Origin of the sequence: Streptomyces sp. NBC_00654 (assembly GCF_026341775.1) — a bacterium.
GTDB lineage: Bacteria > Actinomycetota > Actinomycetes > Streptomycetales > Streptomycetaceae > Streptomyces.
This window is the reverse complement of record NZ_JAPEOB010000002.1, coordinates 262,714-284,697: the sequence shown is the minus strand read 5'-3', so window position 1 is coordinate 284,697 and position 21,984 is coordinate 262,714. Positions and strand designations below refer to the sequence as shown.

Annotated in this window: 7 protein-coding genes and 2 pseudogenes; 4 read left to right on the top strand and 5 right to left on the bottom strand. The window is 73.3% G+C overall.

Annotation, left to right across the window (positions count from 1 at the left end; genetic code table 11):
* Positions 1 to 61: 61 nt before the first annotated feature.
* The 5 genes and pseudogenes from OHA98_RS21475 to OHA98_RS42955 all read right to left on the bottom strand — a co-directional run.
* Positions 62 to 3,919 carry an amino acid adenylation domain-containing protein gene (locus tag OHA98_RS21475; protein ID WP_266928304.1) on the bottom strand — a complete coding sequence of 1,286 codons (3,858 nt, stop codon included), beginning with the start codon at positions 3,917 to 3,919 and terminating at the stop codon, positions 62 to 64.
* A complete protein-coding gene (locus OHA98_RS21470; RefSeq protein ID WP_266928302.1) occupies positions 3,916 to 11,640 on the bottom strand; it encodes a non-ribosomal peptide synthetase in 7,725 nt (2,574 codons plus the stop codon). Before OHA98_RS21470 ends, OHA98_RS21475 begins: the two co-directional genes overlap by 4 nt.
* Before the next feature lie 29 nt (positions 11,641 to 11,669).
* Positions 11,670 to 12,719 carry a MupA/Atu3671 family FMN-dependent luciferase-like monooxygenase gene (locus OHA98_RS21465; RefSeq protein WP_266928301.1) on the bottom strand — a complete coding sequence of 350 codons (1,050 nt, stop codon included), beginning with the start codon at positions 12,717 to 12,719 and terminating at the stop codon, positions 11,670 to 11,672.
* A 90-nt stretch (positions 12,720 to 12,809) separates the two neighbouring features.
* Complete coding sequence (locus OHA98_RS21460; RefSeq protein ID WP_266928299.1) at positions 12,810 to 17,450, bottom strand: amino acid adenylation domain-containing protein; 4,641 nt, start codon at positions 17,448 to 17,450, stop codon at positions 12,810 to 12,812.
* 133 nt (positions 17,451 to 17,583) lie between these two features.
* Positions 17,584 to 17,706, bottom strand: a pseudogene (locus tag OHA98_RS42955) (MbtH family NRPS accessory protein); the annotation flags it as partial.
* Positions 17,707 to 17,898: 192 nt separating this feature from the next.
* On the opposite strand from OHA98_RS42955, the gene OHA98_RS21455 reads away from it, so the two are divergent.
* The 4 genes and pseudogenes from OHA98_RS21455 to OHA98_RS42730 all read left to right on the top strand — a co-directional run.
* On the top strand, positions 17,899 to 19,176 hold the full coding sequence (locus tag OHA98_RS21455) for an MFS transporter (RefSeq protein ID WP_266928298.1): 1,278 nt from the start codon (positions 17,899 to 17,901) through the stop codon (positions 19,174 to 19,176).
* Between the two features lie 282 nt (positions 19,177 to 19,458).
* Positions 19,459 to 20,757 carry an IS21 family transposase gene (istA, locus tag OHA98_RS21450; RefSeq protein WP_266922051.1) on the top strand — a complete coding sequence of 433 codons (1,299 nt, stop codon included), beginning with the start codon at positions 19,459 to 19,461 and terminating at the stop codon, positions 20,755 to 20,757.
* The gene (gene istB / locus OHA98_RS21445; protein WP_266922050.1) at positions 20,757 to 21,596 is read left to right on the top strand and encodes an IS21-like element helper ATPase IstB; all 840 of its coding nucleotides are present in this window, start codon (positions 20,757 to 20,759) and stop codon (positions 21,594 to 21,596) included. The genes istA and istB overlap by 1 nt, the downstream gene beginning before the upstream one ends.
* Positions 21,597 to 21,675: 79 nt before the next feature.
* A pseudogene (locus OHA98_RS42730) lies at positions 21,676 to 21,777 on the top strand (transposase); the annotation flags it as partial.
* Positions 21,778 to 21,984 lie beyond the last annotated feature (207 nt).

The window sequence follows — 21,984 nt, the reverse complement described above, 5'->3', positions numbered from 1 at the left end:
GTCGTGGCCCGACGGGGCCCGGTGCGCCGCCCGCCACCGGGTTCCGTTCCGTCGCGCCCGCTCATCGCCCCGCCGTTCCTTCCGCGACCCTGTCCGACAGCACCGCGCCGATCGAGGCGAGCGGGGCGGGATCCAGCATCTCGTAGTGGCCGCACGCGACATCGAAGGCCGAGAGCCGCCCGCCGCAGTACGCCCGCCAGGCGTCCGGGGCAACGTCCGCGCCGTCCGACGCGGCCCGGAAGTGGAGCACGTCCACACCGCGCGTCCGCGCCGGAGCGGTCCGCAGCGCGTCCACCGCCGAGCGCACCGCGAGCCGCGCGCCTTCCACCGCTCGCTCCCCGAGCAGCGCGATCTGCTCCGACGGCGTCCCGTCCGCGGCGAACCCGGCCGACCGGGCCACGTGCCGGTGCGTCTCCTGCCAGTCGGGCAGCCCCTTCCCGGGCACCGGGTACGAGTCGAGCAGGGCCACGAACTCCACGGTGTGCCCCGTTTCCACCAGTTCCGCGGCCACCCCGTGGGCGAGGGTGCCGCCGACCGACCAGCCGAGCAGCCGGTACGGCCCCTCCGGCTGCGCCTCCCGGATCCGCCGCGCGTACTCCCGCACCAGTTCCTCCGGCTTGCGCGCACCGCCCTCCGGGTCGGCGAGACTCGGCGCCTGCAGCCCGTACAGCGGCACGTCGGGATCCAGGTGCGGCAGCAGCCGGGCGTACGGCCAGGCCAGGCCGCTCGCCGCGTGCACCGCGAACAAGGGCCTTTGGCGCCCGCCGGTCCGCAGCGGCAACAGAACGTCCAGGCCGGAGCCCTCTTTCTCGCCGTCGAGCCGGCGTGCGAGGGCGGCCGGGGTCGGCGCCTCGAACAGGACACGGACGGACAGCCCGGTGCCCAGGACCGCACGCACCCGGCTCACCAGCCGGGTCGCCAGCAGGGAGTGCCCGCCCAGATCGAAGAAGCCGTCGTCGGGTCCGACCCGCTCCACCCCGAGCACCTCGGCGAACAGCGCGCACAGCGGCTCTTCGCGCGCGTGGGCCGGCCCCCGGTGGACGGTGGCGCCGTAGGCGGGGGCCGGCAGCGCCGACCGGTCCAGCTTGCCGTTCGGCATCAGCGGGAACCGCTCCAGCTGCACCACCGCCGACGGCACCATGTGGTCCGGCAGCGTGTCACGGGTGAAACGCCGCAGCTCCGCGCCGTCGAGCGGCGTCCCGGGCTCGGCCGCCAGGGCGTACGCGACCAGCCTGCGGTCACCCGCCCGGTCCTCCCGTACGACCGCGACGGCCTGCGTCACACTCTCGTGCCGCAGCAGGGCGGCCTCCACGTCGCCGAGTTCGATCCGGAAGCCGCGGATCTTCACCTGGCCGTCGAGCCGGCCCAGATACTCCAGCTGCCCGTCGGCCCGCCACCGCACCCGGTCGCCCGTGCGGTACATCCGGCCGCCGGGCGTGCCGAACGGACAGGCCACGAAGCGCTCCGAGGACAGCGCCGGCCGGTTCAGATAGCCGCGGGTGACACCCGCGCCGGCGATGTACAGCTCTCCCGGCTGCCCCACCGCGACCGGCTGGAGCCAGGGATCCAGCACGTACATCCGGGAGTTGGGCACAGGCCGGCCGATCGGCGGATCGCCGTCGGCGTCCTGGTCGCCGCTGCGCCACCACGTCGAGTAGGTGGTCGCCTCGGTGGGGCCGTAGATGTTGGTGACCGCGCAGCCGGGCACCCGCTCCCGCAGCTCGCGCAGCAGGGCGTGCGGCACCGCCTCCCCGCCGAGCACCACGTGCCGTGCCGACACCTCGAAGGCGTCGCCGGCCAGCATGCTCGCCATGGCCGAGGGAACGCCGCTGACCAGGCTCCCCTCCCAGCCGTCCCGTTCGAGCAGCGCGAACAGGTCGTCGACCAGCTCCAGACGGCCGCCGAGCGCCAGGGTCGTGACGATCTCGAAGACCGACACGTCGAAGCTCAGCGAGGTGGACGCCAGGACCCGCGCCATGCCGTCGGTGCCGAAATGGTCCTCGACGGTCGCCACGAAGTTGACGGCGTTCGCGTGCTCGACGACCACCCCCTTGGGGACGCCGGTGGTGCCCGAGGTGTAGATGACGTAGGCGGGGTGCCGGGGGAGGAGCGGTCCCGGCCGCTCCGCGTCCACGACGTCCGCCTCCTCCTGCTGCTCGACGCGCCGTGCCACGGAGGGGTCGTCCAGGACGAGCGCGGTCGTCCCCTCCGGCAGCACACCCCTGGTCGCCCCGGTGACGACCGCGAGCAGGGGCCGCGCGTCGCCGAGCATCCGCGCCACCCGGTCGGCCGGGTAGCGCACGTCGACCGGCACATAGGCGGCCCCGGCCTTGAGCACGGCGAGCAGGGCGACGACCATGTCCGGGGCCCTCGGCAGCGCCAGGGCCACCCGGGTCTCCGGTCCCGCGCCTTCGGCGAGCAGTACGCGCGCCAGACGATTCGCCCGGCGGTTGAGCTCGTCGTAGCCGAGGGCCCGTCCCTGGTACGAGAGGGCGGTCCCGCGCGGGATCCGCGCGGCTCGCGCCTCGATCAGGGCGGGCAGCGTGGCCGGTGCCACCGGACGGGCGGTGGCGTTCCATTCCTCCAGCACCCGCCGGCGCTCGTCGGCCGAAAGGCCGGGCAGGCCGCCGGCCGAGCGGTGCGGATCCCCGGCGATCGCCTCCAGGATCCGTTCGAGCCGCTCGGCGATCCCCTCGACCGTCCCGCGTCCGAGCAGATCGGGCCGGAAGTCGATCCGTATGCCCAGCTCCTCGGCCGGCGTACAGATCAGGGAGAGCGGATAGTGGGTGGCGTCGAACCCCGTGACGCCGACGAGAAGCGCCTCGCCGAGACGGCGCTCGCCCGAGCCCATCGGATAGTTGTCGAAGACGGTCGTGGTGTCGAACAGGGACCCGAAGCCCGCCTGCTGCTGGATCTCCGTCAGCCCGACGTGGTGGTGCTCGAACAGGTCGAGCTGCTCGTCCTGGACCCGTTCGAGGAGTTCGAGCAGTGTGTCCCGCGGATCGATCCGCACCCGGGCCGGAACGGTGTTGATGAGCAGCCCGACCATCGTCTCGACGCCGTCGACCTCGGCGGCCCGCCCCGACACCGTCATCCCGAACAGCACGTCGCCCTGCCCGGTCAGCTGCCGCAGCACCAGCCCCCAGGCCACCTGCATCACCGTGCCGAGAGTGACCCCCGACTGCCGCGCCCGGTCCGTCAGCGCGGCGGTACGCGCGGCGGAGAGTGTGCGCACCACCCGTTCGGGCACCACCGTGCCCTGCGCCCGCGGTGCCACCAGCGTCGGCCCCTCGATCCCGGAAAGCGCCTCCGCCCAGGCGTCCCGGGACCACTGGGGGTCCACCTCGCCGAGCCAGTCCAGATAGGAGGTGTACGAGGGGGCGGCCGGCAGCCGGTGCGCCGTGCCGCCGGCTCCGGCGCCGTACAGCTGGAACAGCTCGTCGAGGAGGACCGAGGTGGACCAGCCGTCCAGAATGATGTGATGGTTCGTCAGCGCGAAGCGCCACCGGGCGTCGTCCAGACGGATCAGCAGGAAGCGGACCAGCGGCGGCCGGGCGGTGTCGAAGCGCCGCCGCCGCTCCTCCTCGACCAGCCGCGCCGCCTCGGCCTCCCGGTCCTCGGGCGCCGTCGCGGTGAGGTCGGCCGTCCGCCAGGCCAGCTGGACCCGGGGCGGTACGAACCGTACCGGCGCGCCCGACGCGTCCGTACGGAACCCCGACCGCAGGCTGTCGTGCCGGTCCTGGAGCACCTGGCAGACCTCTCGCAGCAGCACGGGATCGACCGGACCTTCGAAGTCCAGTGCCAGCTGGGTGGTGTAGATGTCCTGGCCGTCGGTGTCGAACGCCGTGTGGAAGAACAGCCCTTGCTGGAGCGGCGCCGGCCTCGACGTCCGCCCGTGGGTGCGATCTGGTGTGGTCACGCCGTCTCTCCCGGTTCGCCGGTGCGTGCGGTCAGGGTGTTCAGGGCCTCGGACCAGGCGTCGGCCAGGGCCTCCACCCGGGGCCGCTCCAGCACGGCCTTCGGATACGCCCAGGTGATGTGCAGTTCCGGCCCCTCGCCGCGGTCGTGGACGATCGCGGACACTTCCAGGAGGTGTGTCAGGGGCAGCCCGGGGTCGCCGCCTCCGGCGACCGCGCCGGCTTCCGGCGCCAGGCCCCAGTCCGACTCGCCGTGCCGGTCGAACCGGCCCAGGTAGTTGAACAGTATCTGCGCCCGCGGCAGAGCCCCGAGCACGGGCGCGGTCTCCGGATCGAGATGGCGCAGCAGACCGTAGCCGAGCCCCTTGTCCGGAATGCTCCCGAGCCGGCCGTCCACGGCCCGTACGGCGGCTTCCGGATCGTCGGGCCGCCCCGGGAGCCGTACCGGGAACATGCTGGTGAACCAGCCCACGGTCGACGACAGGTCGAGGCCGGCGGCGATCTCCTCGCGTCCGTGTCCCTCCACGTCCACGAGGAACGGCGCGCCGCCGTCGGCCCCCGCGCCGCCGGAAGCGCCGCCGGGGCCGAGCGCCGTACGCCAGTGCCCCGCGGCCGTGCTCAGCGCGCCGAGCAGCACGGCGTTCACGCCGACGCCGAGCCGGGCGGGCACGCGGGTCAGGAGCGGCTCCGTCCGGTCGGCGGGAAGGACACGGGTGACGGTGTGCTTCGAGCCCTCGACATCACGGTCTGCCACGAGGTCCGCACCGTCGACGAGATCGTCCGTTCCCTCGACGAGCCCCAGCCAGAAGGGGAGTTCGGACGCCCGCCCGCGCGATTCGCGCTCCAGCAGGCGCCCCCAGTCGGCGAACGACACGGGCGCGAGGCCCGGCCCCGTCGTCCGCGGGGCGTCCGCCGTGCCCAGGTCCTCCAGGAGGATCCGCCACGAAACGCCGTCCACGACGAGGTGGTTGATCATCAGGAGCAGCCTGCCCGGCCGGCCGGGACCCGCGTCGAACCACACGGCCTGGAGCATGTTCCCGTCCCCGGGCGCCAGACGCCGCCGGGCCGCGTCCGCCTCGGTGCGGACCAGGTCCGCAAGCGTCCCGGCGGCGAGGCCGGCCGCGTCGATCCGTACGACGCGCCCGGCCGCGTCGGCCGCACCGCGCGGCAGGACCTCGAGGCGCCACGCGGGGGCGCGCGTCAGCCGCATCCGCAACGCGTCGTGCCGGTCGAGCAGCGACTGGATCAGCGCCCGCAGCCGCGGCAGGGACAGGTCCGCCGGGGTCCGTACGAGCACGGACTGGTGGAAGCCGTCGACGGGGCCGCCCCGTTCGCGCTGCCAGTGGAGGATCGGAGTGAGCGGCACCTCGCCGGCCGGTGACGCCGGGGCGGATCCGGTCGCCGTGCCCGCCCTGGGCGTCCGTACCTTCGCGTGGACGGCCAGTCCGGCCACGGTCCGGTACCGGAAGACGTCCCGGGTGGAGATGGCCAGACCTCGTGAGCGGGCCCGGGACACCAGCCGGATCGACACGATGCTGTCGCCGCCGAGCTCGAAGAAATCGTCCTCGACGCCGACGCCGGGCCGTCCGAGGACGGCGGCGAACAGTTCGCGGAGGATCCTCTCGGCGGGGGTGTTCGGCTCCCGGGTCTCCCGGGCGGGGGAGGCGGATCCGTGCGGGGCGGGCAGCGCGGACCGGTCGAGCTTTCCATTGGGTGTGAGCGGCAGCCCGTCGGGCAGCACGACGACGGCGGGGACCATGTACGGCGGCAGCTCCTGCCGCGCCCGCTCGGCGAGTCCGGCGACGAGGCCGTCCGCGGTACCGGCGTCCCGGGCGGGTACCACGTAGGCGACGAGCCGACGCTCGCCCGGCCGGTCCTCGCGCACCACGACGGCGCTGCGGGTGACCTGGTGGTGCCGGTCCAGGACCGCCTCGATCTCGCGGGGTTCGATACGGAAGCCGCGCAGCTTCACCTGGTCATCGGTGCGCCCGAGGAAGTCGAGTTCCCCGTCCGAGGTCCACCGGACCAGGTCGCCGGTGCGGTACAGGCGGGCGCCGGGCGGACCGTACGGATCGGCGACGAACCGCTCGGCGGTCGGCCCCGGGCGGCCGAGATAGCCCCGGGCCACGCCCGCACCCCCGATGTACAGCTCGCCCGGTACGCCCACGGGCACCGGCCGGAGTCCCTCGTTCATGACGTAGACCCGGGTGTCGCCCAGCGGGGAGCCGAGCGGCGGGCGTTCCGCGTTGTGCGGGCCGATCGGGGCCGCGAGGGACCAGATGGTCGTCTCGGTGGGCCCGTACACGTTGGTGACCTCCGCGGCCAGGGCGGTGAGGCCGCCGGCCAGGGCGGGCGGCAGCGCCTCGCCGCCGACGAGGACGCGCAGCCCCCGGACCGCGTCGGGGACCTCGGCCACGAGGCCGGACCACAGGGAGGGCGTCGCCTGGACGGCGGTGACTCCGTGCCGTCCGATCAGCCGGCCGAGGGCGTGCGGCTCGCGCACCTCGTCGGGAGAGGCGAGGACGACGGCGGCGCCGTCGAGCAGCGGCAGGAGGAGTTCCAGGTGGGCGATGTCGAAGGCGACCGTCGTCACGGCGAGCAGACGGTCGGTGGGGCCCAGCGGCAGCCGGTCCCGCATGGCGGTCAGCAGATGGGCCACATTGCGGTGGCTGACCACGACCCCCTTCGGCCGGCCCGTCGAACCGGAAGTGTAGAGGACGTACGCCGTGCCGTCGGCCGGGATCGCCCCGTGCGGGGCGGGGCCTTCGGTACCGGCCCCGGCGGTGGGTGCGGCGAAGGGCCGGGGGTCGTCCAGGGCGAGCCAGTCGTCGGTGCCGAGCGTGTCGCGGGTGGCGCGGTCCGAGAGCACCAGGAGCGGCGCGGCCTCGGACAGCACCCTGGCCACCCGGTCCCTGGGGTGGTGCGGATCGACCGGGAGGTACGCGGCACCGGTCCGGTGCACGGCGAGGAGTGCGACCAGGAGGCCGGGAGTACGGTTCATGGCCACGGCGATCAGCCGCTCGGGGCCGGCGCCGAGCTTCCGCAGATGCCCGGCCAGCCGGTCCACCCGCGCGTCGAGCTCCCCGTACGTGATCCGGCGGGCCCCCTGGAGCACCGCCACCGCGTCGGGTGTCCTGGCGGCCTGGTCCCGGAACCGCCGCGGCACCGAACCGGCCGGCGGCTGCGAACCGGCCGCCGGACCGCTCCACTCCGCGAGGAGGGTGTGACGCTGGGCGGGGGACAGGACGTCCAGCTGCCGCACCGGCCGGGTGGGGCGCGCCGCCGCGTCGGCGAGGAGAGTGGCGAAGCACCCGGCGAGCCGTTCGGCGGTGGCGTGGTCGAAGAGGTCGCGGGCGTAGACGAGGGTGCCGTCCAGGCCCCCGCCGGACTCGGTGAGATCGAAGAGCAGGTCGAAGGGAACGGTCCGGTACCGGCCGTGGTCGAGCATGCCGACGTGGAGGCCCGGCAGTTCCACGGCGCCGGCCGCGTTGTTCTGCAGACTCAGCATGACCTGGAAGAGCGGGTGCCGGGCCGCCGACCGTACCGGGTCGACGGCGTCCACGACCTGCTCGAAGGGCACGTCCTGGTTCTCCAGTGCGGCGAGGACTCCGGTGCGGACGCGGTCGAGCAGGCCGCCGAAGTCCGGATCCCCGGAGACGTCGGTCCGTACCACCACGGTGTTCACGAAGCAGCCGACCAGGTCGTCGAGAGCGCTGTCGGTGCGTCCGGCGACCGGGCTGCCGACGAGGATGTCCGTCCCGGCGCCGAGTTGCCGCAGCAGGCCCGCCAGGGCGGCGTGCAGCACCATGAACACGCTCGCGCCGTGCTTCCGCGCCAGGGCGGTGACCTTCGCGTGGTCCTCCGGGGCGAGCCGGAACGGCACCGCGCCGGCGCGGTGGGTGGCGGCGGCGGGACGCGGCCGGTCGGCGGGCAGCGGGATCTCCTCGGGAGCGCCGGCCAGTGTGCCGCTCCAGTGGGCGAGCTGCCGGGCGACGGGGCTTGCGGGGTCGTCGGGTTCCCCGAGTCCTTCACGCTGCCACAGTGTGAAGTCGGCGTATTGCACGGGCAGTTCCGGGAACGCGGGGGTCCGCCCCCGCAGCCGGGCGGCATAGGCCGCGGAGAGGTCGTGGAGAAAGGGCGCGGCGGACCAGCCGTCGAAGGCGATGTGGTGGACCGTGACCGCGAGAACGTGCTCCTCGGGGGCGCAGACGAAGAGTTCCGCCCGCACCGGTATCTCCCGTGCCAGGTCGAAGTCGTGCTCCGACGCCGCGACCACCGCCGCCTCGACGTCCCGCTCCGGCACCTCCCGCACCGGGAGGCCGAACTCCACAGTACTCAGCACCGTTTGACGGGGCACCCCGTCGGCGACCGGGAAGACCGTGCGCAGGCTCTCGTGCCGGGTCACCACGTCCCCGAGCGCCGCCGTCAGCGCCCCGGAATCCAGCGGACCCGACAGCCGCAGGGCGGTCGTGACGGTGTGCGAGGCGGCTCCCTCCGCCAGTTCGCCCTGCAGCCAGAAACGCAGCTGGGAGAACGACGCCGGCAGTACGTCCCCGCGTGGCCGGGGCCGCAGCGGGCCGCGGCCGGCACCCGTGTCCCCGAACCTCCCGGCGAGTCCGGCGGGCGTCGGCGACTCGAAGACCGTACGCATCCCGATCCCGTCGTCCAGCACCTCGCGCAGCCGGTTCACCAGCCGGACGGCAAGCAGGGAATGGCCGCCGAGCACGAAGAAGTTGTCGTCCGCACCGACCGCCGGCACGGCGAGGATCTCGGCGAACAGCGCGCACACGAGCCGCTCGGCCGGCGTGCGCGGCGGGCGGGAGCCGCAGCCCTCCCCGGGGGCGGGCAGCGCCGCCCGGTCGAGCTTGCCGTTGGGCGTGAGGGGAAGCCCGCCGGGGAGCACGACGACGAGGGGGACCATGTAGTCGGGCAGGGTCCGCCGGGCGTGCTCGGCGATGTCCGGTGCGGTCTCGCCGTCGATGTCCGCGGCGGGGACGACGTAGGCGACGAGGCCGCGCTCCCCGGGCCGGTCCTCCCGTACGAGGACGGCGGCGCGGCCGACGGCCGGATGGCGCTCCAGAGCCGCCTCGATCTCGCGGGGTTCGATGCGGAAGCCGCGTATCTTGACCTGGTCGTCGACGCGGGTGAGGAAGTCGAGCTCGCCGCCGGCGGTCCAGCGGACGACGTCACCGGTGCGGTACATGCGGGTGCCGGTCGCGCCGTACGGGTCGGCGACGAAGCGCCCCGCGGTGAGTCCCGGGCGGCCGAGGTAGCCGCGGGCCAGCCCGGCCCCCGCGACGTACAGCTCGCCCGGCACCCCCACGGGCACGGGCCGCAGCCACTCGTCCAGCACGTACACGCGTGTGTTCGCCAGGGGCCGGCCGATCGGCGGCTTGCCGCCGTCCGCGTCCCGGGCCGGGTCCAGGCGCCCGGAGGTGGTGAACGTCGTGTTCTCGGTCGGCCCGTAGACATGGGTCAGCGCGGTGCCGGGGAAGTCCGTCAGCATCCGCCGCACGGCCCCGGCCGACGGCTGCTCCCCGCCCGTCCAGACGTGTCCGAGCCGGCCGAGCACCGGACTTCCCTCCGCGACCAGCAGGTTGAAGAGCGCGGTGGTGAGGAACGCGCTCGTCGCGCCCCCCTCGGCCACGGCCCGCTCCAGTGCCTGCTGCGAGGAGTCGCCGGCCGGCACCATCACGACCGTGCCGCCGCCGAGCAGCGGTACCCACACCTCGTACGTCGAGGCGTCGAAGGAGTGCGGCGAGTGGGCGAGCACCCGCGTGTGGCCACCGTCCGCCGCCCAGCAGGGATCGGCGGCGAGAGCGACGATGTTCCGGTGGGTCACCAGGACGCCCTTGGGGCGGCCGGTGGAGCCGGACGTGTACATCGCGTACGCGGCCCGGTCGCCGGTGATGTCCGGCCACCCGCCCGCATCCGGATCGGGGTCGGGGCCGGCCGGACCGTCGCCGTCGACCAGGACCAGCGGCAGGCCGAGCGGAGCGCCCGCGAGGCCCTCGGCCCGCTCCTTCGTGGACGCGTCCGCCAGGAGCAGACAGGGCCGCGCCTCCTCCAGGACCGTGCGCTGCCGCTCATCCGGGTTGCGCGGGTCCAGGGGAAGGTAGGCGGCCCCCGTCCTCAGCACGGCGAGCAGGGCGACGACCAGGTCGGCCGAGCGGTTCACGGCCACGGCGACCAGCCGTTCCGGACCCGCGCCCAGTCGCCGCAGACGGCGGGCGAGGCCCTCGGCCCGAGCGTCGAGTTCCGCGTAGGTGAGCCGGGACGCGCCGCAGATCACTGCGGTGTCCTCGGGCGAGGCGGCCGCGCGCCGCCGCAGGAGCTCCGGCACGGAGTCGGCCGGGAGCGCCGTGTCCCGGCCGTTCCATGTCTCCAGCACGGTGCGGCGCTCGGCAGGGGTGAGCAGCTCCAGACGGCCGATGCGCCGCTCCGGCGCGGCGACCGCCTGGGCCAGGAAGGAGGTGAAGCGGCGGACAAGGCGCTCGGCGGTGTCGTGGTCGAAGAGGTCGAGGGCGTAGACCAGGGTGCCGTCGAGCGCCCCGTCGGTCTCCGTGATGTCGAGGAGCAGGTCGAAGGCGACCCTCCGGTGGTTGTCGCAGTCCAGCAGGCGGGTGTCGAGGTGGGGGAGGTCCACGGCGGCGCCCGCGTTGTTCTGCACACTGAGCATGACGTGGAAGAGCGGGTGCCGGGCGGCCGACCGCACCGGGTTGACGGCCTCCACGACCTGCTCGAAGGGCACGTCCTGGTGGTCGAGCGCGGCCATGACGCTCGTCCGGGTCTGCTGGAGCAGGTCGTGGAAGTCGGGGTCGCCGGAGGTGTCGGTCCGGATGACGACGGTGTTGACGAAGCAGCCGACGAGGCTGTCGAGGCCGACGTCGGTGCGGCCGGCGACCGGGCTGCCGACCAGGATGTCGGTGCCGGCGCCGAGCCTGCGCAGGAGCCCCGCGAGCGCCGCGTGGAGGACCATGAAGGTGCTGGCGCCGTGCCGGAGGGCGAGCCGGGAGAGATGCCGGAAGCTGTCGGGCGGCAGGTGGAAGGGGACTGCCCCGGCCCGGTGGGTGGCGGTGGCGGGGCGCGGCCGGGCGGTGGGGAGGGGGAGTTCGGCGGGCGCGTCGGCGAGGGCGCGTGTCCAGTGCGCCAGTTGCTCGGCGAAGAGGCTGTCGGGGTCGTCGGGCGCGCCGAGCTCCTTGCGCTGCCACAGGGTGAAGTCCACGTACTGGAAAGGAAGCTCCTCCCAGGACGGAGGACGGCCGTCGACGCGCGCGGTGTAGGCGTACGCGAGGTCGCGGAGGAACGGGGCGACGGACCAGCCGTCGAAGGCGATGTGGTGCACGGTGATCGCCAGCACATGGTGGCCGTGGGAGCCGACGGCGAGCAGGACGGCCCGCAGCGGTATCTCACGCTCCAGGTCGAAGAGGTGCCCGCCCGCGTCGGTCACGGCCGCCTCGACGTCCTGCTCCGCGACCTGTCGTACGGGCAGCTCGACCGTCACCGCCTCCACGACGCGCTGCTCGGGCACTCCGTCGACGAGAGGGAAGACGGTGCGCAGGCTCTCGTGCCGCGTCACCACGTCCCGCAGCGCGCGGCGCAGCGCCACCGCGTCCAGCCGTCCCGTCAGCCGGAGTGCCATCGAAGTGTTGGGAGATTCGCCCCCGGGTTCCATCTCTCCCTGGAACCAGAACCGCAGCTGCGAAAACGACAGAGGGATCACGGTGGTCTCGGCCTCTCGGGTCTCTCGGATCAGTTCACTGCGAATGCTTCGCGGAGGGCGTTCAGATGGCGCAGCCCGTCCAGCACGGTCTTGGTGCCGATGCCGTAGTCGATCAGGCAGGCGATCTCGTCCACGCCGATGCCGCGCAGCCGCTCGACCGTCGCCGTCGCCTCCTCCACCGTCCCGAACAGCCCCCGCTGCTCGAAGTAGGTGTCGAAGGACTGGGCGACGAGGAAGTCGAGGTCCTCGTCCTCCAGCGCGTCGATGTCGAAGTCGGGGTCGAGGGCTTTGAACGAGCGGGCGATGAGATGGACCGAGCTCCTGAGATAGGCGCGCAGCGGCCCGTCGACGGTGGCGCGCACCTCGTCCCGGTCGGCCCCGAGGAAGGTGTGCAGCATCAGGACGACATGTCCGTCCCAGCCGGGGTGCGCCGCACGCGCCGTCCGCCGGTACTCGGCGATCTTCGCGGCGAGTTCGTCGACATCCTGGTGCAGCAGATGGGTGAGGACGCCGGCCCGCGCCGACGCTGCCGAACGGAAGGTTTCCGCGTCGCCGGCGCTGGTCACCCAGAGCGGCAGTTCCCGCTGCACCGGCGGCGGGAAGATCCGTACGGTCGCCGGGGCGCCGTTGCCGTCCACGACCTCGTGGGCCTCCCCGCGCCACAGCCCGCGGAGCTGCTCGATGCTGTCGGTCAGCCGGCGTTTGCGGTCCTCGTACGGCACCTGGCTCAGCGCGAAGTCCACCGGGTGCCAGCCGGAGGCGAGGGACACCCCGGCCCGGCCGCCGGAGAGGTTGTCCACGACCGACCACTCCTCGGCGATCCTCAGCGGATGGTGGAGGGGCGCGACGACGCTCCCGGCGCGGATGGCGACGGTGCTCGTGACCATCGCCAGGGCGGCGCCCACCACGGACGGGTTCGGGTAGAGCCCGCCGAAGGGGTGGAAGTGCCGCTCGGGCGTCCACACCGCGCGGAAGCCGTGCCGGTCGGCGAAGCGGGCGCCCTCCAGCAGCAGCTCGTACCGTCCGGCGTCCCCCTCCGGTGTGCTGTCGTCGGCGAAGTAGAAGAGGCTGAAGTCCATCGCGAATCCTTCGATAACCCTTGCCGTAGGTGATCCGGTCGGTGTCGCGGGCCGCGACGAGGTGGCGGACATGCCGCGGCCTGTGCCGCGTCAGTCCGGGCGAGGCATTCTCCGCAGGCCCGGTCTCGCCCTGCGGGCCCCCGCGAGCCGGGACGCGAGTCCGGCCACCGTGGGAGCGTCGAAGACCGTGCCGACCTGGAGCTCCACCCCCAGCTCGGCGCGGACGCGGCTCACCAGCCGGGTGACGAGCAGCGAATGGCCACCGAGCGCGAAGAAGTCGTCGTCGATCCCCACCGCGTACGCCGTGTCCGCCCCGCCCGAGGCGTCCGCCGCGTCCGCCGTGCCTGCCGCGTCCGTTCCGTCCGCCGGTTCCGCCGGCTGCGCCGTGACGAGTCCGAGGACCTCCGCGTACATCCGGCACAGCGCCGCCTCCCGCGGATTCCGCGGCCGGCGGCCGGCCCCGCGCCGGGCGCGGCGGGAGTCGGGCAGGGCGGCCCGGTCGAGCTTGCCGTGCGCGGTGAGCGGGAACTCGTCGAGGACGACGATCGCGGACGGCACCATGGACCCGGGGAGGTACGCGGCCGCCCACGCGGCGACCGACGTGATGAGCTCCGCGTCGTCGGCCGCCGCGAAGGGAACGCTGACGTGGCGTTCGGGATCCACCACCGGCCCGGTCCCGCTCACCGGCCCGGTCCCGCTCTCCGGCGGGAAGTCCCGCTCCCCGGAGGAGAACTCGGCGTCGACGTGTTCGGGCCCCGCCTTCGCGGACCAGCGCACCGCGGCGCGGTACCCCAGCCGTTCGCCGAGCCGCGCCAGATCCTCCGGGTCCTCCGGGTGCGCGCGGGAGCCCGGCGACCTGCCGGACGCGCGCAGATCCTCGGTGAGGCGCGCGTTGGGCACCCCGGCGACCCGGAGGGGTGCGGCGTCCCGCGCGCGGTCCCGCAGGATGCCGGCGAGGTCGTCGAGCGTACGGACGTCCGCTCCCCAGAGCAGTTCCGTCACCGCACCGGTGCGGGGCCGCGCGTCGCCGGCACGGCGCAGGACGACGTCGTAGCGGTAGCGGGTCAGTTCGTTGTGATGGGTTCCCCGCTTCAGCCGTACGTCGCAGGTCGCGAAGCGCGGCCCGCCACCCCCGTCCGGGACCGTCAGCGAACGGAAGAACTCCGGATCAACCAGCAGCTCCGGCTCCGTGGCCAAACCGTGTGCCACGGCCCGGCGGTGCTCCGCGCTGCCCGGTACGGCGTCCGCCGAGCGGGCCGCGACCGCCCCGTGGAAGGGTTCCGCGAGACCCAGGTGCCGGACGTCGCCGACGAACACCGAGCCACCGGGCGCCAGGGCGGCCGCGGCGAGCCCGAGCACCCGGGCGAGATAGCGCCCGCTGGGGAAGTACTGGAGGACGGAGTTGAGGACGACCACGTCGAAGTACGCGCGCGGGACGCCCTCGTGGTCGTCGGCCGGCCGGCTGTGCAGGACGACCCGTCCGGCCAGGTCCGGTTGCCCCTCCACCTGCCGCCGCAGCCGCTCGATCACCCGGGGCGAGAGGTCGAGCCCCCAGTAGGCCTCCGCCCCCGGGGCGAGGCGTGACAGCAACAGGCCGTTGCCCACGCCGAGTTCGAGGATGCGCCGGGGCCGCAGGGCGCGGATGCTCCGTACGGTCTCGTCGCGCCACTCGCGCAGCTGCTCCAGCGGCAGCGCTCTGCCGTCGTACCGGCTGTTCCACCCGCTGAAATCCTCGCCGAAGGCCGTCGGTCCGTCGTCGGCCGGCACGGCGTCGTGGACGCGCCGCCAGTCGGCCACACGGTCCGCGTCGCTCGGGCGATCGGCGCCTGCCGGCGCGGCCGGCTCGCGGCGGACGTAGGCGACGAGCCTCCGGTCGCCGTCCTGGTCCTCGTGCACGGTCACCGCGGCGGCGGACACCCGGGGGTGACCGGCGAGCCGCGCCTCGATCTCGCCCGGCTCGATCCGGTGCCCGCGCACCTTGACCTGGTCGTCCGCGCGCCCGACGAACTCCAGTTCGCCCGATGCCCTCCGGCGGGCCAGGTCACCGGTGCGGTACATCCGCGTCCCGGCCGGGCCGTACGGGTCGGAGACGAAGCGCTGCGCCGTCATCGCCGGCCGGTCGAGATAGCCGCGGGCCAGGCCCGTTCCCGCGACGTACAGCTCGCCCACCACTCCGGCGGGCACCGGCCGCAGGGCGGCGTCGAGCAGGTGGAGGCGCGTGCCCCGGATCGCCCCGCCGATCGACGGCGTGCCGGAGCTCTCCGTGAGGGGCCGGCTCATGGTGGCGCAGACCGTGGTCTCCGTCGGTCCGTACGCGTTGATCAGAGTCCGGCCGGGAGCCCAGCGCCGCCGCTGTTCCGCGTCCAGGGCCTCGCCGGCGGCGATCAGGACACGTACGAGCGGGAGGGCGTCGGACGGCAGCACGCGCAGCACCGACGGGGGCAGGGTGGCGTGGGTGATCCGCTGCTCGTCGGCAAGACGGCGCAGCCCGGGACCGGGCAGCAGGGTGCGGGCGGGCGCCAGGACGAGCGCGGCCCCCGCGGAGAGCGCCATCGCCAGCTCCCAGAAGAACGCGTCGAAGCTGGGCGAGGCGAACTGCAGGACGCGGCTGTCGGCGTCCACCGCGAGGGTGCCGCGCTGGTGGGCGGTCAGGTTGGCGAGACCGGAGCGGGTGACGACCACGCCCTTGGGCAGGCCCGTGGACCCGGAGGTGTAGATGACGTACGCGGGCAGGTCACCCCGTGCGCGCCGGGCGCCGGCCGGCGGGGCGGACGCCGGGGCGCGCCGCAGCGCCGCGCGGGTCTCCGGATCGTCCAGGTCGGTACGGGGTACCGCGGTGCCGGCCGGGAGGACCGTGCCGGACTCCGCGAGGAGCAGTGCCGGGGCCGCGTCGCCCAGGATGTGGGCGATGCGCCGCTCCGGGTAGCCGGGGTCCACCGGAAGGTGGGCCGCCCCGGCCTTCATCACCGCCAGGACCGCGACGACCAGTTCCACCGAGCGGTCGAGCGCCGAGGCGATCACCGACTCCGGCCCGGCGCCCCGTGCGGCCAGCACATGGGCCAGCCGGTTCGCGCGGGCGTCGAGCTCCGCGTACGAGACATGGTCCTCCCCGAACACCAGGGCGGTGGCGTCCGGGGCGGTCCCGGCGTGCTCCTCGAAGAGGTCGAGCAGCGGCCGGGCCGGGGTGTCAGGGGTGTCAGGGGCGTCGCGCGGCACGGGGCCTTCCGGGGCGTCGGGCGCGGGGAGGGCGACCCGGTCGATCCTCCCGCCGGGGGTGAGGGGAAAGGCGTCGAGCGGGACGATGACCGAGGGAACGAGCGCGGCGGGCAGCCGCTCCGCGCAGTACCGCAGCAGCTCCCGCGCGTCGAGTGCCGGAGCCGAGGCCGTCACATGGGCGACGAGACGCCGCTCGCCGGAGCGGTCCTCGCGGGCGGTGACCACGGCCCGGCGTACATGGGGGTGCCGGCCCAGTACGTCCTCGGTCCCGCCCGGCTCGGTCCGGTGGCCGCGCAGCTCGATCCGGTCGTCCGCCCGGCCGAGGTGGGCCAGGTGTCCGCCGGGGAGCCGGCGAACCCGGTCGCCGGTGCGGTACATCCGGGTGCCGGCCGGACCATGGGGGTCGGCGACGAACCGCTCGGCGGTCGGTCCGGGGTGGCCCCCGTACCCGAGGACGACACCCTCGCCCGCGAGGTACAGGTCCCCCGGCTCGCCCTCGGCCACCGGCCGCAGCATCCCGTCGAGGACATGCGCGCGTGCGGCGGGAAGCGGCGAACCGATGTGGGGCAAGGGGCCGGTGACGGGTGCGGCGGTGGAGACGAACGTGCATTCCGTCGGCCCGTACAGATGGACGGCGTCCACCCGTCCCTCCTCGGCGAGTCGCGTCAGGTCCGCCCAGAGGGCCCGGGACACGGGCTCCCCACCGAGGAAGAGCCGCAGTGGAGCGCTGACCGGCCCCTCGGGCACCACATAGGGGCGCAGCGCCTCCCACTGGGACGGGGTGACGTCGAGGTCGGTGGCCCCGTACTCCCTCAGGAACCGGGCGAACAGCTCCGGGTCGGCGCGCAGTTCACCGGCCGGGAGGAGCAGCGTGTCGCCGCGGCAGATCCGGACCCACTGGTGGACCGAGGCGTCGAAGCCGAGGCTCGTGTCCCACACGACCCGTGAAGGGGCCGGGGGATAGACGCCGCAGTCCTCCAACGCGCGGACGAGATGGGCGGTGTTGCGCCGGGTGACCGTCACGCCCTTGGGACACCCGACGTCGCCCGGGCCGTGGACGACGCACGCCGCGGCCCCGCCCGGCACCTCTCGTGCCGGCGCCGGTGTGCCCGGGGCCGACGGGCCGAGGCCGGTTGCCGGATCGATACGGCGCGTGCCCGTCGGCCACTCCGTGCCGTCCGGCCCCGCGGTGAGCACCAGGCGCGCCCCGGCGTCCTCGGCGAGCAGGCGCCGCCGGTGCGCCGGGTGGGCCGGGTCCAGCGCCACGTACGCCGCGCCGGCCCGCCACACCGCGAGCATCGCCGTCACCAGGCCGATACCGCGGGGGAGATCGAGGGCGACGGTCGTACCGGGCTCCGCGCCCGCCGAGCTCAGCACCCGGGCGGTCCGCTCCGCCCGCTCGCCCAGTTCGCCGAACGTCACCGACTCCGACGGTGTGACCACGGCGGCGCGCTCGGGGTGCCGGGCCGCCTCCCGCACAAAGCGTGTGAGGAGGTCGATCGCGCTGGTGACCACGGACAGCTCCTTGCGAGGGAAAGGGGGGCCGGTGCGGGACGGGCGGAGGGACCGGGGGCGCTCGCGGCGCCATCGGAGCGGGCCGTCGCCAGTGCCGGCGCCATGTCCGTCGCGGCGCGCGGGTTCGCCGGCCGCATTCCGAATGCCGCGTCCACCCGTCCGGAATATCGAATTCCAAGAGCCGGAGGGAGTGCTGGTCCTCCTCGATGACAGAGACCAGGAAATGACCGCGATCATGTGTGAACGGATGGGTCATCCGGGCCGACCTTCCCACGGGCACGGTTCGTTGGCAATGAACGAGGCCGACCCCGAGAGCTGTCTCCGTGGGAAAAGGACGCCCTGGTCTCCGGGGCGATGAACTTGTACGCTCCAGCCCGAACCAGCGGCCACCGCACCTGATCCGTGGCGCGTCAGAAATCAGTCGGTTGTCGAAGTCCGGAGGCCCCTGATGGAATCCGCCGTGCCCTCTGCCGCGCAGTCCGCGAAAGGCCAGGGCCGGCGGCCCCACCGGAACTTCCGGTTGCTGCTGATCGGCGAGACCACCAGCAAGTTGGGCACCAGCGTGACGTCCGTCCTGCTGCCGCTCGTGGCCGTCACCACCCTGCACGCCTCACCGTTCGTGATGGGTGTGCTCACCGCCGCGCCGTGGCTGCCGTGGCTGGTCATCGGCCTGCCTGCCGGTGCGTGGGTCGACCGTCTCGCGCCGCGCCGGGTGATGCTCGTGTGCAACGCCGTCTCCGCGGCCGTGTTCGCGAGCGTGCCGGTCACCTGGTGGCTGGGAGCCCTGACCATCGGGCACCTGCTCGGGGCTGCCCTGATCTCCGGTGCCGCCTCCGTCTTCTTCTCCACCGCCTACTCGGCGTATCTTCCCCAACTGGTCCCCAAGGAAGACCTGATGGAGCGCAACGCGCAGCTGCAGGCCGGGGATCAGACCGCCAGGGTGGCGGGCCCCGGTCTCGGCGGGCTGATCGCCCGGACCCTGGGCAGTGTGCCGGGCCTGCTCCTCGACGCGGTCTCCTTCGTGGTGTCATCGCTCTGTCTCATGGCCATCCGCTCCGACGGACCGCGCCCCGTCCCGGCACCCCGGCGGCGGCTGGGCCGCGAGATCGCCGATGGGCTGGGCTTCGTCGTCGGCAATCCGTGGGTCCGGGCCGTCACCGCGTTCGGCGCGGCGGTCAACCTGGCGATGGCCGGCCTCCAGGCCGTCCAGATCGTCTTCCTCGTGCGGACCGTCGGCGTCGGCTCCGACACGCTCGGCTGGCTCGTCTCCTGCGGCGGTCTCGGCGGGGTGCTCGGCGGTCTCGTGGCCGGCCGGCTCGCCAGGCGCCTGGGCACGGCACGCGCCCTCCTGGCCATCCAGTTCGCCGCCTCGCCCTTCGGCCTGCTGGCCGCGCTCACCGGTCCCGGGCCGGGGCTGGCGTTCTTCGTGATCGGAACGGCCGTGATGCTCGCCGGGGTCGTGGCCTGCAACGTCATCATCGTCAGCTTCCGGCAGGCGTACTGTCCGCCCGAGCTGCTGGGGCGCGTCACCGCGACCACTCTGTTCCTCAACTACAGCACCATCCCGCTCGGCGCCCTCCTGGGCGGTTCCCTCGCCTCCCTCTTCGGCGCCCGCCCCACGATGTGGGTCGTCACGGCCGCGCTGGTGGCCGCCGGCGGTTTCCTCCTCGTGGCGCCGCTGCGCGGCCTCCGTGACCTGCCGGGCGCACCTGTCGCCGACGGCTGAGCGCCTCGGCCAGGACCGGGCCGAAGCCGGCTGAGCAGGGCCGGCTGTTCTCGGCCGGAGCCTGGTGGAGCCGGGCGAATTCCTGGTCGCCGAGTGGGTGATCGACGACAGGCGAGGTGATATCCGAGGACGGGACGTACGCATTGCGATGACGTCATCGACCACACCGGCTGTGTCGGCAACGGGTGAAATGGATACCACGGACGGCGGATGAAAAGTGAGCCACTCTGCGATCTCTTGATCATTCTGGCTTCAGGGTCTCTGGAGCGGGAGGAAGAGAGGGTGATCCTTGTGGAGGACTGGGCTGAGATCCGCCGGTTGCACCGGGCTCAAGGACTGTCCGCGCGGGCTGTTGCCCGACAGCTGGGGATTTCACGGAACACGGTGCTACGGGCTCTTGCTTCGGACCGGCCCCCGCAGTACCGGCGGGCGGCGAAGGGGTCTGCGGTGGACGCGGTGGAACCTGCGGTCCGGGAGCTGCTGCGGCAGACCCCGACCATGCCCGTGACTGTGATCGCGGAGCGAATCGGCTGGGAACGCGGGCTGACGATCCTGCGGGACCGGGTGCGTGAGCTGCGGCCGGTGTATCTGCCGGTGGATCCGGTATCGCGGACGGTCTATCAGCCCGGTGAGCTCGCGCAGTGCGACTTGTGGTTTCCGCCGGTGGATATCCCCCTCGGCTACGGCCAGAGTGGACGCCCGCCGGTCCTGGTCATCGTCTCGGGCTACTCACGGATGATCACCGCCCGGATGCTGCCCTCCCGGCAGACCGGCGACCTGATCGACGGTCACTGGCGGCTGCTGGCCGACGGCTGGCAAGCAGTCCCCAGGACGCTTGTCTGGGACAATGAGGCAGGCATCGGCAGAGGAAAGCTGACTTCCGAGTTCGCGGCGTTCGCGGGGCTGCTCGCGGTGAAGGTCCACTTGTGCCGGCCCCGTGACCCGGAGGCCAAGGGCCTGGTGGAACGCGCGAATGGTTACCTGGAGACGAGTTTCCTGCCCGGGCGGACGTTCAGTGGCCCCGACGATTTCAACACCCAGCTCACCGGCTGGCTGCAGATCGCCAACCGCAGGACCCATCGTGCAATCGCCGCTCGGCCGACGGACCGCTGGGAGTCCGACCGGGCCCAGATGCTCCCGGTCCCGCCGGTCGCCCCGCCCCACTGGTGGCGCTTTCAGACCCGCATCGGCCGTGACCACTACATCCGGGTCGATACCTGCGACTATTCCGTCCACCCCCGGGCGATCGGTCACCGCGTCCTGGTCCGTGCGGACAACGAGGACATCACGGTCACCCTCACCGATACCCCCAGCGCCGGTGCCGGGACGGAGACGGTGGCGCGGCACCCGCGCTGCTGGGCCCGCCACCAGACGCTCACCGACCCCGAGCACGCCGAGGCGGCCCGCCTCCTGCGCGGAGAGGTCTGGCATCAGCAGGCCGCCCGAGCGGCCACCGCCCATACTGCCGCCCTGGCACCGAACAACCTCGGCGTCGAAGTCGAACAGCGCGAACTGGACACCTACGACCGGATGTTCACCCTCATTGAGGGCGGCGGCGGGAAAGAGGAGGCGGACACCTGATGCCCCGCACCCCAGCGGCCGGCTCCCGGCCAGGCCCGGCGAAAACCGCGGACAAAACAGCGCCCACCGGCCATCAGACTGCCTCGGACCTGGCATTTCTCGCCCGCGCGATGAAGGCACCCACCCTGCTGGACGCCGCCGAACGTCTGGCCGAACGCGCCCGCGCCGAGTCCTGGACCCACACCGAATACCTGGTCGCCTGCCTGCAACGCGAGGTGTCCGCCCGCGACAGCCACGGCGGCGAGGGCCGCACCCGGGCTGCCCACTTCCCCGCGATCAAGACCATCGAGGAACTCGATGTCGCCCATCTGCGCGGTCTGACGCGACAACAGCTCGCGCATCTGGGCACACTGGACTTCATAACGGGCAAAGAGAATGTGGTCTTCCTCGGCCCGCCCGGAACCGGCAAGACCCACATCGCCACCGGCCTCGCCGTCCGGGCCTGCCAGAGCGGACACCGCGTGGCCTTCGCCACCGCTTCCCAATGGGTGGACCGCCTCGCCGCAGCCCGCCGCTCCGGGCAACTCCAGGAAGAACTGGTCAAACTCGGCCGCTACCCGCTGATCGTGATCGACGAGGTGGGATACATCCCCTTCGAAGCCGAAGCGGCCAACCTCTTCTTCCAGCTGATCGCCAACCGCTACGAGAGAGCGAGTGTGATCGTCACGAGCAACAAGCCCTTCGGACGCTGGGGAGAAGTCTTCGGCGACGAGACCGTGGCCGCCGCCATGATCGACCGGCTCGTCCACCACGCAGAGGTCCACTCCCTCAAAGGCGAGTCCTACCGCATGCGAGGACGAAAACTCGGCCGCGTCCCCACCCCCACCGACAACGACTGACAACCAACCAAGACCGCAAAACGGCCCACAATTCAACCGCCCAAACTGGCCTCAAATTCGGCCGTTGCCGACAGGCTGCAAGGAGCAGGGCAGCATGATCGGTCGCTGCATCATCTGGCGGAACAAAAAAGCCGCCGACGAATGTCTTCGCGAGGTCGTGAACAAGCCAAACGTTGCCTGAAGCGGCACTGGTCATGGGCCCCGCGGTAGTAGTTGGTCCTCAATAGGACACGCGGACGGTGATCGCCCCGGCCAGGGAACACCCATCGATCTCATCGAAGTCGGCTAAAGGCTTCGGAAGGTCATGGTTGACAGGCGATCAACTTCGTTGTATCAAATGGTGGTTATGGGGTGGGCTTGCGTGCGAGTCCGTACTGGCACGATAATT